The 18,823-nt window shown below is 38.2% G+C and carries 9 protein-coding genes and 1 pseudogene; 6 read left to right on the top strand and 4 right to left on the bottom strand.

Going from position 1 to position 18,823, the window contains the following annotated elements:
- Positions 1-6: 6 nt before the first annotated feature.
- Entirely contained in the window at positions 7-501 is a 495-nt protein-coding gene (locus LDL57_RS04915; protein WP_180558601.1) for a YfbU family protein, read from the bottom strand.
- Between the two features lie 181 nt (positions 502-682).
- Complete coding sequence (yfbV, locus tag LDL57_RS04910) at positions 683-1,138, bottom strand: terminus macrodomain insulation protein YfbV (protein ID WP_180558602.1); 456 nt, start codon at positions 1,136-1,138, stop codon at positions 683-685.
- Between the two features lie 417 nt (positions 1,139-1,555).
- Between yfbV and LDL57_RS04905 the strand changes: the two genes are divergently transcribed.
- The 5 genes and pseudogenes from LDL57_RS04905 to LDL57_RS04885 form a co-directional block, all read left to right on the top strand.
- Positions 1,556-2,758, top strand: coding sequence for an acetate kinase (locus tag LDL57_RS04905; RefSeq protein WP_180558603.1), 1,203 nt, complete (start codon positions 1,556-1,558; stop codon positions 2,756-2,758).
- Positions 2,759-2,831: 73 nt separating this feature from the next.
- Complete coding sequence (pta, locus tag LDL57_RS04900) at positions 2,832-4,967, top strand: phosphate acetyltransferase (RefSeq protein WP_180558604.1); 2,136 nt, start codon at positions 2,832-2,834, stop codon at positions 4,965-4,967.
- 401 nt (positions 4,968-5,368) lie between these two features.
- Positions 5,369-5,887 (top strand): hypothetical protein, encoded by a 519-nt coding sequence (locus tag LDL57_RS04895; protein WP_180558605.1) that lies wholly within the window; start codon positions 5,369-5,371, stop codon positions 5,885-5,887.
- Positions 5,888-6,259: 372 nt separating this feature from the next.
- The gene (locus LDL57_RS04890) at positions 6,260-8,173 is read left to right on the top strand and encodes an RHS repeat-associated core domain-containing protein (protein WP_225507176.1); all 1,914 of its coding nucleotides are present in this window, start codon (positions 6,260-6,262) and stop codon (positions 8,171-8,173) included.
- Between the two features lie 93 nt (positions 8,174-8,266).
- Positions 8,267-8,569, top strand: a pseudogene (locus tag LDL57_RS04885) (phosphate acyltransferase); the annotation flags it as partial.
- Positions 8,570-8,746: 177 nt separating this feature from the next.
- On the opposite strand, the gene LDL57_RS04880 reads toward LDL57_RS04885, so the two are convergent.
- Both LDL57_RS04880 and LDL57_RS04875 read right to left on the bottom strand, forming a co-directional pair.
- Complete coding sequence (locus LDL57_RS04880) at positions 8,747-9,487, bottom strand: DUF4832 domain-containing protein (protein WP_180558607.1); 741 nt, start codon at positions 9,485-9,487, stop codon at positions 8,747-8,749.
- Positions 9,488-9,534: 47 nt separating this feature from the next.
- A complete protein-coding gene (locus tag LDL57_RS04875; protein WP_180558608.1) occupies positions 9,535-10,206 on the bottom strand; it encodes a DUF4874 domain-containing protein in 672 nt (223 codons plus the stop codon).
- Between the two features lie 926 nt (positions 10,207-11,132).
- Between LDL57_RS04875 and LDL57_RS04870 the strand changes: the two genes are divergently transcribed.
- Positions 11,133-18,767: a Tc toxin subunit A-related protein gene (locus LDL57_RS04870; RefSeq protein WP_310740177.1), complete on the top strand. Its 7,635-nt coding sequence runs from the start codon at positions 11,133-11,135 to the stop codon at positions 18,765-18,767.
- Positions 18,768-18,823: the final 56 nt, after the last annotated feature.

Below are 18,823 nucleotides of genomic sequence, written 5' to 3'. Positions count from 1 at the left end.
AATAAATCATGCATTAATGATTTGATTAATTTCTACTGCACAAAGATGATACTGACGCGGACAAAATGTCCAAACACTTAACATTCTCAGATACTTATCCCACATGGGTGTCTGAGCATTAAAATTATCGCTACCATTAACAAAATGACGATAGCGACCTTCACTACTCACCAAAAATCGAACATAATTAAGATAACGTGCTTCCGTAACAGCATCAAAGCCTAAAAAGATAACTCTCCTGTCCGTAATATCGGCTTTAGACGGCAAATTTTCCCAGGAAACTTGTAAGGCATGATAAATTTCCATAATATCAATGATAGTCTGGCAATTTTCTTCTGACAACTCAGCAAAATCTTGTGCTAACTCTTTCATTTGCAAGCCAAAACCACCTTCAATGATGGTTTGACAGCGTCGATAGTGTTTAGCATTATCCGGATCAAGCATGATCAGCATTTTATATTGGTTAGACAGAATTAAGCGTTGTGCATTGGTCATTTCCATTATGGCTCTCCTATACTAGGAAATTTGCTAAATCATCGCATTACCGCCCTGCCTTTTATAGTGATAACACACCTTTTATTGATCTAAAAAGGCTTTTCAATTTTTAACTATTAAAAAACTATTTTCTAATGCCAATTATCTCTCTCGCTGACCAGCTACTCCACTATCATTTCAAATTAAGTTAAATACCATCAACAAAAGAGCGATCTAATTGTTTGAAAGCGCGTTTTAACAATTCTGCTAGTGTTTGATAAGTCGGGGTACCTTTAACTGGCGTGATGGTAATTCCAGCTTGTTTAAATTTTTCACGAATTTCATAAAACCAACTAAGTAATGCAGAAGGTAGCGGCGTAACTGAACGCTTACCTAACCACCATAATCCCTGCAATGGTAAGCTACAAGCAAAAAGAGCTGTCCCCACAGCCGGTCCCAGCAGACCACCCCATGCAATCTGCCAGCTAAGGGTAAAAATAGCAACCGCAGGCATGTAACGAATCGCAAATCGGCTAGCGGTGATTACGCGATGCTCGGGAAAAATAGGTATCAAACATTTCTCTAACGGAAATGTCTTGGCATACTGCCTCCCTAGTTTCAACTTTTGTATGAAACCCGGGGTCGTTTCTGGTGTCGTATTCATCAATACCTCACATGACTTCAATCAATTTTTCATGCAAAATTTAAAAAATATATATAAAGCATAAAATCTTTTTAGTAGAATTTATAGGGCAACATCGGTTGCCGGAGGCCACGATTTCTATAATCTGTAGAAAAACTTATATCATATAAAGTTTATATTTGGTCTATTACTATGTTTTCAATCCATAATGTTAATATTATATTGCATCTTTAATATCAACATGGCAAACATAGTTATTTAGTCGATAAATACGATTAAAATATCATAATATTGCGTAAATATGATATTAATCATTCAATATAATCCCAGGGATAAGCTAGGCTACTAGCATTCTATTGGATTGATGTTTTTTAACCCTAGTCTTCCTGGTTAACCCGACAAAGAAGACTCCATGATAACGATATAGTAGGTAATTCCATGTCAAGTAAGCTGGTACTTGTCCTCAACTGCGGTAGCTCTTCCCTTAAATTTGCTATCATTGATCCTGTTAACGGCGAAGAACAACTATCTGGTTTAGCAGAATGTTTTCATCTACCAGAAGCCCGCATTAAATGGAAAATAGATGGCACGAAAAACGAAGCTGCTTTAGGCGCAGGCGCTGCACACAGTGAAGCAATGACTTTCATTGTCAATCAAATTCTTACCCAAAAACCAGAATTAGCCCAAGCCATTTCTGCTATTGGTCATCGTATTGTGCATGGCGGTGAAAAATTTACCCAATCGGTTATTATCAATGATGAAGTCGTTGCAGGCATTAAAGCATCTATTCCATTTGCGCCATTACATAATCCTGCTGGCATTATTGGACTTGAAGAAGCGAAAAAAGCATTTCCACATTTAAATGACAAACATGTTGCTGTATTTGATACCGCCTTCCATCAGACGATGCCGGTTGAAGCTTATTTATATGCTCTACCTTATAATCTTTACAAAGAACATGGTATCCGTCGTTATGGCGCGCACGGTACTAGCCACTATTATGTCTCCCGGCAAGCAGCCAAAGAACTGAATAAACCGATCAATGATCTGAATGTTATCACCTGCCATTTGGGCAATGGTGGATCGGTTACTGCAATAGTCAATGGACAATCTGTTGATACCTCGATGGGTCTCACACCGCTAGAAGGCCTAGTGATGGGAACGCGTAGTGGTGATATCGATCCGGCTATTGTGTTCCACCTTCATGACGCTTTGGGTATGAGTGTTGATAAAATCAATTCATTATTAACTAAAGAGTCTGGCATACTTGGATTAACTGAAGTCACCAACGATTGTCGTTATGTCGAAGACAATTATGACACTAAACCAGATGCAAAACGGGCAATGGATGTCTATTGTCATCGTTTAGCCAAATATATCGCCGCTTACTGCGCATTAATGGAAGGGCGATTAGATGCTATTATTTTCACCGGTGGTATTGGAGAAAACTCAGCTCTAGTACGTGAATTAACACTTAAAAAATTATCTTTAATTGGTATTAAGTATGATCACGAGCGCAACTTAGCTGCACGATTTGGCAAATCGGGCAAGATTACGACTGACGATAGCATTCCTGCTCTGGTTATTCCAACGAATGAAGAGTTAGTTATTGCTCAGGACGCTAGCCGCCTAACGGCATAAATAGATTAGAAGCTGCCAGTTTACCAATTGGCAGTAAGAGGTTAAACATCTTGCAACTGTTAAAGAGGTATTTGTGTCCCGTACAATAATGTTAATTCCGACTGACATTAGTGTTGGTTTAACCAGCGTCAGTTTAGGGGTCGTCCGTTCAATGGAACAAAAAGGGGTTAGTCTAACGGTTTTTAAGCCCATTGCTCAACCCCGTTTTGGTGATAAAGATCAGACAACCGAAGTATTACGCTCCCATTCTAGTGTTCAGGTCGCTGAACCACTAAAAATGAGTTATGTTGAATCTCTGCTGGCTAATGATCAAAAAGATATTTTAATGGAAGAGATTGTTGCTCGTTATCATGACAATACGCAACAGGCTGAAGTTATTCTAATCGAAGGTTTAATGCCTACCCGTAAGCACCCTTTTGCCCAATCGTTAAATTATGATATCGCCAAGACGTTAGGCGCTGACGTTATTTTTGTTACCGCATTAGGTAACAACACCCCGGAACAGTTAAAAGAGCGCATTGAATTAGCCCGCGCAGAATTTGGTGGTTTACAAAATAAAAATATCACCGGGGTAATTATTAATAAACTCAATGCACCAGTTGATGAGCATGGCCGTACCCGCCCTGATTTATCGGAGATATTTGATGAGTCGACTAAAGCTACAATCACAAAAATTGATAGCAAAACGTTAGCTAACAATAGTCCACTGCCAATATTGGGTTGTATTCCATGGAATTTTGATCTAATCGCCACCCGTGGTATTGATATTGCTAATCATCTAAATGCCAGCATTATCAATGAAGGCGCACTACAAACCCGGCGTATAAAATCGGTTATTTTCTGCGCCCGCAGTGTGCCCAATATGGTAGAGCTATTTCGTCCCGGTTCATTGCTAGTAACCTCTTCTGATCGCCCTGATGTTATTGTATCTGCCTGTTTAGCCGCCATGAATGGTGTCGAAATTGGAGCATTACTATTAACGGGTGGTTACCCTATTGCCAAGCCAATACACTCCCTCTGTCACCGCGCTTTCGAAACCGGTTTACCGGTATTGATGGTAGATACCAATACCTGGCAAACTTCGTTAAGTCTGCAAAGTTTCAGTTTAGAAGTGCATGCGGATGATCATGAACGGATTGAAAAAATTCAAAACTATGTTGCCTTGCATATCAATCAGCAATGGATTGATTCACTCACTGCTGACTCAGAACGCCCTAAACGGCTATCACCTCCCGCTTTCCGCTATCAATTAACTGAATTAGCGCGTAAAGCTAACAAACGTATCATACTACCGGAGGGTAATGAACCTCGTACGGTAAAAGCGGCAGCTATTTGTGCTGAAAGGGGGATTGCCACCTGTATCCTGCTAGGTGATCCCGATGAAATAAAACGGGTTGCCGCCGCGCAAGGGGTTGAATTAGGTGCCGGAATCGAAATTGTGGCACCTAAATCAGTACGAAAAAACTATGTTGAGCGCTTAGTTGAGCTGCGCAAAAATAAAGGCATGACTGAAATTGTAGCGCGTGAACAGTTAGAAGATAATGTGGTGTTAGGCACCATGATGCTGGAAAAAAATGAGGTTGATGGTTTAGTTTCCGGCGCTGTTCATACCACGGCGAATACTATTCGCCCACCGTTACAACTGATCAAAACTGCCCCTGGCAGCTCAATCGTCTCTTCGATATTCTTTATGCTATTACCTGAGCAGGTGTTAGTTTATGGTGACTGCGCAATAAATCCAGATCCAACGGCGGAACAATTATCAGAAATCGCCATCCAGTCGGCAGATTCGGCCAAAGCATTTGGTATTGAGCCGCGAGTGGCAATGATCTCTTATTCTACCGGTAACTCCGGTGCCGGCAGTGACGTGGACAAAGTGCGAGAAGCAACCCGTTTAGCACAAGCAAAACGACCCGATTTAGTGATTGACGGTCCATTACAATATGATGCAGCCATTATGGCCGATGTGGCTAAATCTAAAGCACCGAATTCACCGGTAGCCGGTCAAGCAACGGTGTTTATTTTTCCAGATCTTAATACTGGCAATACTACCTATAAAGCGGTGCAACGCTCAGCTAATCTGGTTTCTATCGGCCCAATGCTACAGGGGATGCGTAAACCGGTTAATGATTTGTCCCGTGGCGCATTGGTTGATGATATTGTTTATACCATTGCCCTTACCGCGATTCAGGCTACGCAAAATAACTAATTTCTTCTGGCTATCAAAAAAGCTGAAATACTCTGTATTTCAGCTTTTTTTTACATAAAATACAGGCAATATCCACTAATAAATTGAAAGAAATTGTGTTATACATTATAAAAAGCGTTAAAAATCAATTTATTACAAAGTTAACATACCTCAAAGAATAAAATTTTCCCACTAACTAATAACAATAATTAATAATAAAAAGCGTTAATCTAAATACACAATATTTATATTCTGATTTAATTTAATACAAAATATTATCTTTAGATAAAAGGCGAATTAATAATAGATTTATTTAACGCTAAGTTTTTCGTTATACTAACCAAACTCACCGCTAAAATACCTATAAGTAAGTAGTGGTGAGGGTAATATTCATAACCCTTAAATTTAACATCGGAGGTTTTATGTCTATTTCTTTTGCTACAATCCATCAAGGGACACCCACTATCAAAGTTCAAGATAACCGGGGTCTAGCAATTCGAACATTACAATTTTATCGGACAACCAGCGAAGATCCACCAGAGTTACGGCTGACCCAGCAAAAATTTACCGCTACAGGTCACCTCCTCTCGCAACAAGATCCTCGACTTCCTATCCCCAATTTCTCTTATCAAACATCATTAACCGGTAATATCATCCATACTGAAAGCCAGGACAGTGGTAACTTATTAACGTTAAATGATATTGAAGGACGACCTTTTTACCAACAAGATGCCAGACATACTCAGCGTAACTGGTTATATGAATCTACAGAAAGGCCTTTTATGGGAAGGTTACTTGCTATCGATGAGCAAGTAGCTAATCAAGCATCACGAATTCTTGAACGCTTAATCTATGCGCCAGTAACACGACAAAACCAAGCATATAATTTATGTGGCCAAGTCATTCGTCACTATGATACCGCTGGCTGTCAACAAATATAAAGTGTTGCTCTCAACGGCTATCTTCAAATTCAACAACGCCAACTGCTGGCTGATTTTTCTTATCCAAGCGATTGGCAGGGTACAGAACAAGAGTGGCAACAAAAACTCTCTACAGATACCTTTATTACCCGCCAGGACTATGATATCGGCGGTGCCCTACTACAGCAAATCGATGCTGATGGCAACATTCAACAACAGCGTTATAACTGTGCGGGACAGTTAATTTCTCGCTCATTACAAGTTAAAGATCAACCTCAACAAATTGTCTTACGAGCCGCTGATTATGTAGCTAATGGACAAATCAGACAGGAGATACTTGGCAATGGCGTAATTACTGATTATAGCTATGAAGCTGAAACAGGTTATCTATTAATGGCAAAAACTTACCGTCCAGTGCATCATCCCTTAGGTTATTTAACTTTCCAAGATTTACGCTACACCTATGATCCTGTCGGTAATATTATTCTTATTCAGAATGATGCCCATGCATCACGCTTTTATCATAATCAAAAATCCATTCCTGAAAATCACTACCGCTATGATACCTTCTATCAGCTCATTGAAGCGACTGGACGAGAATCACTAACAAATCGCCATCCTTTTACTCAACGTTTTCTTTCCTCCCCTGCTGATGCTGCCTATCAAAGCACTCCATATACCCGCCAATATCAATATGATGCTTCAGGTAATTTAACGATGATAAAACATCTGGGCGCTAGTCAATGGACAAAACGTATTTATGTTTCTGCTACCAGTAACCATGCTTTATCTGACTCTTTTTTCCCCTCAACATCAGACTTGCCTATTGAAGATTACTTTGATGCTGCTGGCAATCAACTCCAATTGCAAATCGGTCAAAATTTAACTTGGAATGGTCAAAATCAATTAGCTTCAGTTACGCCAATTACACGGGAAACAGCGGAAAATGATAGTGAAATCTACTGTTATGATAGCCAGGGAGTGCGTTTAGTCAAACAAGAACAGTATCTAGCTGGCAATGTAACCCATATTAAAACCAGTTGTTATTTACCGGGAATTGAAATAATCACTCATGATCTACAAACAGCAGAAGGGCAACCCCCACAACGACAATCCTTACGGACTGTCATCATGCTAGAAAACGTACGAGTATTGCATTGGGCGAATGCTCAAGATGCCCCGCCTGAAATCGGCAATAATGCGTTGCGTTATAGTATAAATAATCAAATTGACAGTTGCATTTTAGAATTAAATGAAGCAGGCCAATTAAGTAGTGAAGAAGAATTTTTCCCTTATGGTGGTACTGCCTGGTGGGCAGCGCAAAATCAGCTTGAAGCTTATTATAAAACCTATCGTTATTCAGGCAAAGAACGGGTTGCTAGCGGGCTATATTACTATGGTTCTCGCTATTATCAGCCATGGATTGGACGATGGCTAAATCCTGATCCAGCCGGTACTATTGACGGATTAAATCTCTATCGAATGGTAAGGAATAATCCCGTTAACTTATATGATCCCAATGGGAACTCGCCACTTAAAAAACTTTTTGGCAAAAATAACAAACCGACAAAAAGTATCGCAGCAGCTACAGCGCCATTAGCCATCCAACGACCTGAACAAAAAGAATACTTACCCCAAATTGTTATGGACAGTATGTACCAACAAATTGATAGACAAACAAACATAAAATATTTAAGTGAACAGGAAAGAATGTATTATGAAGTAGAAGTTGATAATGAAGGACTATTACGTAATAAAATAAGTCAAAGCCTTTTTAATCAAACTAATGAGTACGGAGAATCAGGTGATCATAGTGTATGGAATGCAACTGTTTATGCTTACGTTATCAGTTTAGATAAAAAACTTTATCTTAATAAGCACGTACCACAATCTTTCCATCACTCTTCATTTATGGCTGGAGCAAATGTATTGGACGCCGGAATGATAAGTGTACTCAATGGACAAATTCTTTCATTAACCACCAAAAGTGGTCATTATAAACCAACAATAAAGCAAAAATTAGCGTCAATTGACTATCTTAAAGAAAATAATGCTGATTTATCCCAAGCTAAAGTAATAGATGTTGATGGGCCAGGCTATTTATATGAAAAGACTATATATCGTGCAGAGAGTATGTATTTAAAAGGCCTTAAGGCAACTGAAACCAACATTGCCAGAGACACACTAATTGCAGAAAATGTTACCCCTAGTCAAAAACGTGAAATATATAGGCAAAAACTCAGTGAATTTACTCGTTATCAAATTAAAAAACCGCAAGCTAGTGCAAATGTTTCCACTCGATTATAATAATCTATAAAAAATAAAAAGCCTTAAAATCACTTATTACTCATGAAATAAGTGATTTTTTTGCATAAAATATCCTATCTATCTGGCACAAACAAACGACTCGATTTAGTGATTGACGGTCCATTACAATATGATGCAGCCATTATGGCCGATGTGGCTAAATCTAAAGCACTGAATTCACCGGTAGCCGGTCAAGCAACGGTGTTTATTTTTCCAGATCTTAATACTGGCAATACTACCTATAAAGCGGTGCAACGCTCAGCTAATCTGGTTTCTATCGGCCCAATGCTACAGGGGATGCGTAAACCGGTTAATGATTTGTCCCGTGGCGCATTGGTTGATGATATTGTTTATACCATTGCCCTTACCGCGATTCAGGCAACGCAAAATAACTGATTTTTTCTGGCTGACAAAAAAAGCTGAAATACAGAGTATTTCAGCTTTTTTTACTCACTAACCACTTAATTTATAACTCACTTTAATCGATAAAATTAAGTTTTATTCATCGCTAACTAAATGGAAAAACGGCAATTAATGGCTAAAAACCGGCTAGCGTTCTTAACTAGCTGGATTTTATTCAATAACTTGTACCTCGGCGAAAACATTAAAGCGATGTCTTTCCGTTTCAATTAAACGGAAATTACTTCCACCATTGGCCAATTGTATATCATATAGGGGACTATCTCTTAGCAAGGGGCTTTCATCGGGTAACCATAATGCTAACTGATATTTTCCGCTTTTTATATTATCAAGCTGACTGGAAATACTAAATGTATAACCCCTACCCGCTGCGCACAACTCAGCTCCTTCTGGCATAAAGAGTTGCCATTTGATCTCATCTTGCTCATCGAGGAATACAATAACAATCGGTCTGTTATTTACTGGTCGGGCAAAACCATAATTTTTTAGGCTAAACTTTAAATCAAAATAATCACCATTTTTAACATATAATGGGTAAGTCGCTTCTTCAAGTATCAGCCTATAGCCAAGATGATCTCTAATATATTCAAAGGCACTCCTGGTGGTATAATTTGTCTTTGTGTGATCCCAAAAATAGTCGCGATCACAGACAAACCCAGCATTTTCAAACCTTTTTAAATCAATAACCGCTTTACGTAGAGCCGCTATACATAAATTTAAATTATGTATAATACTAAATGTTGCAGCGCCTAATTCAGTAAAGCGCCAAATCGTACCCCAGCCAAAATCAGCAGGAATTGTATTAAGGCACCAGGGATCACGCCCATCATCGTTGTAAGGCATTTCAACGTCATAAATAGAATTTACGCCAATTTTTTTTAGATCTTGATACACTTCACTTCGCCAGGTAAAGTCATTGCCAGCAGCATATTTATGCGCATCTAAGTATAGTAATCATTATTAAAACCGATACGCAAATGATCATTAAACTGTAATGGGCTAAGTGAGTTAATCAACATATCTCGATTAGCCTTATAGCGCATGGTTATTTTTCTATTAGCTGGCATAAAGTCGATATAAAATGTATGGTAGATTTGCCGCTTTTGCTCATCTTTGTAACAACTACCGTGTTGCTCGCCCCAGGTACCAATCCAACCGTACTGAAAGGCATATATTATGCTATTGGCCAATATTGGCTTTAATTGTCGCATATGTTGTTTTACTCTTTCTACCTCAGGCTCTGGGATATGGTTAGCATATTTATAAACAAATCTAACCAAAAGCTTAACACCGGCTAATTTAGCCTGGCTAAAAATATAATTAATTAGCTCGATAGCCTTGTCATCAAGATCGCTATTTATATATTCTGTCAGATAAATATATTGCTGAACAATTTGATAACGTTCACCGACAATCTCTTTTTTATATAATTCGAGTAAAATATTGCCATTTTGTTTTTCTCTAGAAAAAGGATTTATTAAATCTTCGTTTAATAAAATCATATTTTCATATCTAAAACCCCGTTCCGGGTTCATTATTATTACTGTGCCATTCTCATCGGATGGATAACGCCCACGATAGCTTGCCTGCTGATATTGAGTTGAGTTTTTCATTACTATTCCTTTGTATTGTTATATTTAATATTAATAAATAAATTAATTTCTAATCAAAACAATTACAACTACATATAAAAAAATTATTAAAAAATTTCATAATAAAATTTCATGATTAGCATTTAACATTTATATTAACTTAAATTAACGATTTAATTTATAAATATAAAAACAAAAGCAAATAGAAAAATATTCAAAAGGTTCTAATAAAGAAAATTAATACGATTAAACTTTATAATATACAAGGTTTCAGCAAAGGAATAGTTACTGTACATAAATATATAGAAAATAAAAATAAATAAGACACAAAAACCGCACAAAAAAATTTCCGCAAAATAAACTTTTATTTTATAACGATATAAATAGCTATATTTAATTTTGATAAAAATAATATTTTCAAAATCAACAACAATAACTATCAATAATTATTCAATTAAATATTCATAAAAAACCAAATAATTATGCAAAAAAAGTTGTTAGATTAATCGTTTCAGCTAATGAAAAAACATCCTCTATTAATTTTTTAATTACAGTTGGAAATAATTAACAAAAACGAAATTACAGTTAATTTATTATTAAAAACTATTGGTAAATTAAAATGTGAAATCACCTAATAGTAAAAATAAATTTAATTACTCAACTAAACTTAACTCAATTATTTCATGTTTTTATTAAAAATTTTATTAAAAATTCAAATAAAAAAACCGCTAGCTTTTAAAAAAAAAAATATGTTATGATTTTTTTCTATTCATTTCTTATTAATAAATAATAAATTAAAAAATATGAATATAAATCATCATCAAAGATTTTATATTCTATTAATTCATATTCCTTTTCTTTAAAACACCGATAAAGCCATCTAATATAAGTGAGGGTTTTATGTCACACCAAATTAATGAAAATGCAATTCAGAATATTATTAGTTAATTAACGCTAAATCATTAAGTGAACTGGCTGATTACGCTAAAGAAGAACTTTATCAAGTTGCTGATGATCAATTAAGCTTACATGATTGTGACCTACTTTTAGCTCAGGCTAAAAAAATCCAGGCCAAAAATAGTACTCAATACCGGCAACAAATTACTCGTCAAGCCATTCCTAAACAATCAACACACCTCGTCGCGACGCAACTAGAGACAAATTTTAGCAACGCTAAAGCGCAACAACTCCAGTATGACGAAACAATGGCTTTTAGTAACAACTTTATCCCCAATCGTGATACCGATTTTGTTAATCAGGGTAATATTGCGTCGATGTTTTCACCTGCCGCTTATCTGGTAAGACTTTATCGCGAAGCGCAAACACTGCAACCTGCAAATTCACCCTATAATATCGATAATCGTCGCCCTGATTTGGCCGATCTGATTTTAAGTCAGGAAAACATGGATACACCACTATCCACCTTGTCACTTTCCAATCAAATACTAGCAGCGCAAATTGGTAAAAAAATCGGTGATGACGATAAGCAAAAAATTCTCGATGCCTTAGCTCAAGATACATTAAACCCCGATGGCCCCTATTATTATTACACCGACGCCATCCAACAAGTATTGCAAAACCATAATGTCACACTCGCCCAATTAATTCAGCCGGAAAATCGTCCCGCAAATACCAATCAAACATTTATCATATGTACGGATTTGAAAATATCGCCACCCATTTACACATTGCTAACGACGGCAATTACACCCGATAATCTTAACGCTGAGTATCAAAAAGTGTTTGGCGCCATTGCGCCACAAACCCTGATGACAGCGATTGCGCTGGCAGAACATTACTATTTACCACCTGAATTCTTTGAACTATTACTACCCAATAAAGATGATACGGAAGCACAATTAAAACAGCATCTATTAAAAGTGCATAAAATCGTTTTATTACATAAAACCACACAACTGACCCCATTAACCCTGTCGGAATTAATGACCGAATATAGCGATAATATTACTGATAACACTCTCGTTGATATTTTGCATATCAAACAGTATGAGCAATTCTACCGCTTGCAAGAGCAGCAAGCGCGCATTTGGGTCGGTATAAAAATCAGTCAAACTGCGGTTAATGGCCAGCTTAGTCAATACGATCAACTATTTAATAACCCGCCTTTATATGGCCAAAAATTCGCCCCAGACGATAAAGAGTATGATGTAGCCCCTAACGCGCAAAACGTCTTTAAATCAAACTTAAAGCAAGCATTTGCAGTGAATGATCAAGAACTATATCAAATGTTCCTGATATTTAACGATAATGATAATAGTAGCCTTTGTAAAAATAATATAACTTACACCACGGCTTTTTATGAATTTTATTTGCTCGCTACTGCTAATCAACTGACTATTGCAGAATTAACAATTTTATATGACCTACTAGATCATCATCAGATTCCCATTGAAACATTTATTAACAAACTCCATACCACCGTTGAATGGCTCAATAACCAAAATCTTAATGTCGCAAGCTTAGTTGCCCTAACAACTAACAATTTTGATACTAATCAATCACCTGAAATCGAAAATCTAATTATTACTTTAAACAGTAATTTACACGACACGACTTTATTAGATAACCCGCTCAAAAAGGCTTTGGCTCCCTATTTTGCCTCTCAATTGGCCCTCTCTTCGCCAGACATCGCTTATCAATTATTGGTTTGGCTAGATAATATAAAAATCCATCCGGAAGATCTGGACACTAATCAATTTTGGCAGCAAGTGTCTAAAATCGATATTGATAAGCCTTTTACCCTTAGTCAAGAAGCCATCCGTTATTGTCACCGCATTGCGCAATTAGCGCTTATCACCAATATCTTTAAACTATCCTTAGCTGAAGTGACACTGATTGTTAATCAACCTGACCATTTGAAAAAAAACTTAACTAAAGTTTATCCAACGGTGGAAAATTTGCAGTTTATTACACAATTCCACAACTGGACAATGCAATTAATGACTCAAGCGCCAGTCGTTATTACCACCCTATCTAAAGATCAACTGACGGTTAGCATGCTGGCCAAAGCCATTAATGCACCACTTGATGAATTCACTGCTGCGGCACAACAAGTGGATCCTCTTGCCACCAGCGACACCATTATTACTGATGTGCAACACTGTTTATTTATTCAGCAGTGGTATCAGGCGGGAGAAATCTTAGCAGTTGATGCAACGGTAGTTGGCAGTTTATATGATCCTAGTAATAATTATCCATTATCGCTTTCATCACTACAGCTACAAACCCAACTTCCCTTCAATCAATTAAAAGTAGGTATTGCCAACATAACCAAAGAGTATCATAAGGGTAATTTCTATCAAGCCGCTGTTATTGATAATGATGGTGATATTGAGCTATGGGATTTAGTGCGGCAAAAGATAGATGCTTATTATCTTTACGTAGAAGTTTACCCGTTCGGTAACAATCAATTTAAAATTATCTATCAAACCGAGCATCCTGATAGTAGAAAATTGGGTTGGGGCTGGTTATCACCAAAAGGGTTTCAATACTTAGGCAATGTCAAAGACGTTGAAAACGAGCCGGGCTCACATTATGAATTGACCACTTACATTGATTGGCATGAGATTGAAGATACGGATATGCTTACGTTGGTATTATGTGATCACGGTGATCCGATTACCACCATCAGCCCAGTTAATTTCCAACGGCAAGATTATCCAACACAAAGTTTTATCGACCAACTGGCGACAGAATTAAAGATTGCTATTCCCACTCAGCCGGATCTGGATCCCTTTTTATTCTCCTTAGCCACCAGCTTGTTAAATGCTCTTAACAAGACACAACGCAAAACCGTAGACGGCCTTCTGGCTGAAAACCTGAGTAGCGCTCAATCTTATTATTATCTGGAGCATGTTGCCGATAACAGTCTTGCCCTTACCAATCGAGATCAATTGTATAGTTACTTGCTAATTGATAACCAAGACAGTTATCAAGTCACCACCAGCCAGATAGCCGCAGCCAATGCTAGTGTGCAACTCTATATTAACCGCTGTATCCAGCAGCCAGAGCATGAAGTTGGGGTAAATTATTCCGCGCTACAACGGTCATTTTTCCAAAACTGGGAGCAATATAATCGCCGCTACAGTAGCTGGGCTGGTATCAGAGAACTAGATTACTATCCGGAAAACTATATTGATCCAACCCAACGGATCGGCCAAACCCAGATGATGAATAAGCTGCTACAAGCAATTAATCAAAGTCAATTAACCAGCGATATCGTTGAACAAGCTTATCATAACTACCTGACGGATTTTGAATTGGTTGCTAACTTAACCATAATCAGTGGCTATCATGATGAATTGAATGTTGAAACAGGTTTTACCTATCTTCTTGGTGCCAGCCAAGAGGCTTCTCCTACTTATTCTTGGCGTAGCCTTAATCATAATATGTTTATCAACCAAGGATTTCCTGCTGATGCCTGGAGTGAATGGCAAGCCATTACCGCCTCAGCCAAACCGTATCGAAATCTTATTCGGCCGATGATCTATAAATCACGCTTATATCTGTTTTGGTTAGAACAGCGGCAAATTAATGTTGAGAAAAAGGATAACGCTAAAAAAGCCAAAGAACCGTCTATTCCCGAATACACTTACGATTTAAAACATTCACATCTATTGTACGATGGTAATTGGAGCACGCCATATACTTACACCACACTCAACATCCGTGATGGACTGCTTCTTCTTTTAGATAAAGACAACCCTGACATCCATGAACAAGTGGGTTTATTTGTTAGTAGCGACCTGACTAAAAAAGATATTTTAGTCATATTGTACCAAAAGCACGAAAAATATGACCAAGCATTTATTCCTGAGGGACAAGCTTGGGAAATTACCCAAGATTTTTCCCTTATCCATGACAACAATGAGCAAACAAATTATTTCCTCAGTCTACAAGTTATTAAACGTGAATTAGACACCACCAGGTATCTCGGTGTGCCCGCACCATTTATCGAACACAATAAAGTTCAAGTTCCTACTAATATTATTACAACTTTTTATTCTATTGCCCCTGCTATACCCAATGGTCTTGCGCCGTTATCACAGGGCTTAAGCCAATTATTGCTAGCAAAAGAAATAATCAATAATCAATATAGTTTAACTGGAACAATTATCCGTATAGAAGCCAAGGGCCAGGACAACCATTACTTAAATACTGGTGATAATGATTTAGATCTCTTCATGGATCATTTACAGCAAATATATCAAACAACCCCTTACGGTCAGGTTTTAGTCAATTATTATAATGTGCCTAATTTTCCAACTAAATTCGTTTTTCTAACCGCAATATTAAAATTGGCAGCCAATAAATACACCGTAGTCACCTATACGAATAACACCTCCTTTTTCGCTAGCTCTATTATGCGTACCTTTAATGGTATAGTTTTGCCAAATAAACAACAGAACTTTGATAACTGGCAAACCGATGTTATTGATGCGCCAGATAATTCTACTCTTGCCGAAATCTATACTCAAGCCAATGGCCAGGTATTTACTGTAGATGGTAATGCTGAACCATCCATGCTTATTCAACGACCGTATAAATACATTTTAGCGCCTAGAGCTATTGTAAACGGACTTGTTGTTCCGATTCAGCCGAAGGAAATCGTTAATGGTGATAGTACTTGGAACATGATATTAGCAAATCAATCATGGAACTTTGATATAAATGAAAACATAACTTCTTCAGCATCAAATATAGAATTAACTATCACGGTCAGAGATCGAGATAATGGCAACTTAGGTTCAGTAACACATGTTATCCCATTAGAAAGAAAAACTGCCGATGATACTCAACCGCTATTACTTAAAACGGCCAGTAATAAAGCACAATATATGGAAGGCGGGTTAAGTTATATTTATCAATCCAACAAGCTGGAAAAGCATAGCGGTATTTATCAAGTCCGCTTAAATACACTATTTGCTAAAGAACTGACTTCTCGCGCTGATCGTGGGCTAGATACTTTATTAAGCCTTGATACCCAATATATGCCTGAGCCTAACCTGCCACGTACCGGTGTGCAAGTAACCTTAACGCTAAAACCTTATAATGAAATTATTCATGGCAGTAACAAAATCTTTAAACTTAGAGAGACTGATATTTGGGTAAGTGGTGATTCATTACTAATTTACACCGGCGAACTGAGTGATCAACCGACTACCGTGACCTGTTTCTTAAATCGTTATAACGATGCCCATGGTAATAAAGATAATCTCTATTTAGAAGCAGAATATCAAAGTGGCAAACAACCGGATATTTTATTTCATAAGATAGATGGTAAGAAAGAATGGCAATTAGACAAAAATTATCATGGTGGTACCTTTCCCGGCTTAGAAAGTATTGATAACGTCGAAAGCTTCTTTGCTAAAATGGACAATACAACTGAACCAATGGACTTTGCTGGTGCTAATGCGCTCTATTTCTGGGAGCTATTCTATTACGGACCAATGCTAGTAATGAAACGCCTGATGCAAGAGCAAAATTTTGCCGATTCAGCCAGCTGGTTAAAATTTATTTTTAGCTCGGCAGGTTATGATCGTGGTCAGCAAAATCAGTACTGGAATACGCGCCCATTGCTGGAAGATACTAGCTGGAATGAAGTGCCTGAGGATATCACCGATCCCGATGCGATTGCGCAAGCCGATCCGATGCATTATAAGTTATCCACTTTGATGAATATGATAGAGCTACTCATCGCCCGCGGTGATCAAGATTATCGTCAGTTAGAGCGGGATACCTTGGCGGAAGCCAAAATGTGGTATGTGCAAGCGCTGGAACTGATGGGTGAAGATGAACCTTCCAGACCAACTAGTTGGCAAAATCCGACGCTAAAAAATGCCGCCCAATTAGAAGAACACGCAATATTTAAACCTGAAAAAAATACCAAGTGGCAAGAGCTACGCTTCACGTTGATACAAAAACTGTACAACTTACGTCATAATCTCACTATCGATGGTAAACCACTCTCCTTACCCTTGTTTGCCACGCCAGCTAATCCAGCCGATCTATTAAGTGCAGCGGTTGCCAATGCGCAAGGAGGTATTCCACTACCAACCGATATTACTTTGGGCTTGTATCGTTTTCCACCAACCCTTGAAAGTGCCAAAGGGGTAGTGACACAACTTACCCAGTACGGTAATACCTTGCTTGCTATTATTGAACGACAAGATGCAGAAAAAATGGCAATGCTATTGCAAACCCAAGGTTTAGCCTTATCAAAGCAAAGCCTGGAAATGCAGAAAACCGCCCAAGACGAATTAAATGAGGAAAAAAAGGCGCTGCAAATTGCCATCACCGCGGCCAAAGAGCGTAAAGATCACTACAAAGCCCTGTATGATCAAAATATGAATACGGGTGAACAAAAAGTTATCGATTTACATATCGCCGCCGATACTTTAATGACGACAACCAAACCAATCTATATGGCCGCCGCGTTAGCTAATCTAGCACCCAATATCTTTGGTTTAGCCGATGGCGGTATGCAATATGGTGCTGTTCCTACTGCAATAGCCTTAGGTATAGAAACTGCAGCCAGTGGTATCTTGACTAGCGCTGATAAAACGACCCAATCAGAGATATACCGTCGTCGCCGTCAAGATTGGCAACAAATGTATCAAACTGCTGACTATGAAGAGCAACAATTGACCGCTCAATTAGCGGCGCTAGAACAACGCCTTACCGCAGCTAATCAACAATATAACTACCTGGCAACCCAGCAAACCAATACCTTAGAGCAATTTAATTTATTGAAAAACAAGTTCACTAATGAAGCCTTGTATAACTGGCTGCGCGGTCGCTTATCCGCCATCTATTTCCAATTCTATGATTTGGTTATTGCTCGCTGTTTACGCGCCCAAAGTTCATTCCAGTGGGAAACACAAAAATCTAGCCAATTTATAAAACCTGGCGCCTGGCAAAGTACTTACGCCGGCTTACTGTGTGGTGAAGCCTTGATGCTCAACTTAGTTACCATGGAAGAAGCTTATCTGAAATGGGAAGCCAGAGCACTCGATGTTGACCGTACCGTTTCTTTGGCTGAATTCTATCAGGATATGCCCGATGGATTTGATCTACGAGAAACCATTCGTAAATTGATTAATGGCGAAAGTAGCGGGCCGGTCGGGAATGGGGATAATAAAGTCAGTCTGGATCAAAATACCTTATCCGCCGCCATCAAAATTGCCGATTTAAAAATACAGGATGACTACCCCAGTGATCTTAACCTGGGTAACGTCCGACGTATCAAACAAATTAGTGTGTCGTTACCTGCGCTAATTGGCCCTTATCAAGATATACAAGCCGTGCTGGAATACACAGGTGCTATAAAACTCAGTAATGGCTGTAAAGCTATCGCTATTTCTCGCGGTACTAATGATAGTGGCCAATTCCAACTGGATTTTAACGACAGTAAGTACCTGCCTTTTGAGGGGATCCCCATCGAAGATCAAGGAGGATTAATTTTACAATTCCCGAATGCGACCGAAAAACAGAAAGCCTTATTAAATAGTCTAACCGATATCATCTTGCATATTCGCTACACCATTCGTTATAACGGTTAATCACTATTTTTTATCGTTTAATTAATTTCGTTAGGCCCTACTTAGGGCCTTATGGG

The organism is Arsenophonus apicola, from assembly GCF_020268605.1.
Taxonomy (GTDB): Bacteria; Pseudomonadota; Gammaproteobacteria; order Enterobacterales; family Enterobacteriaceae; genus Arsenophonus; species Arsenophonus apicola.
The sequence above is the reverse complement of the archived record's forward strand: the minus strand, read 5'-3'. Positions and strand labels throughout refer to the sequence as shown.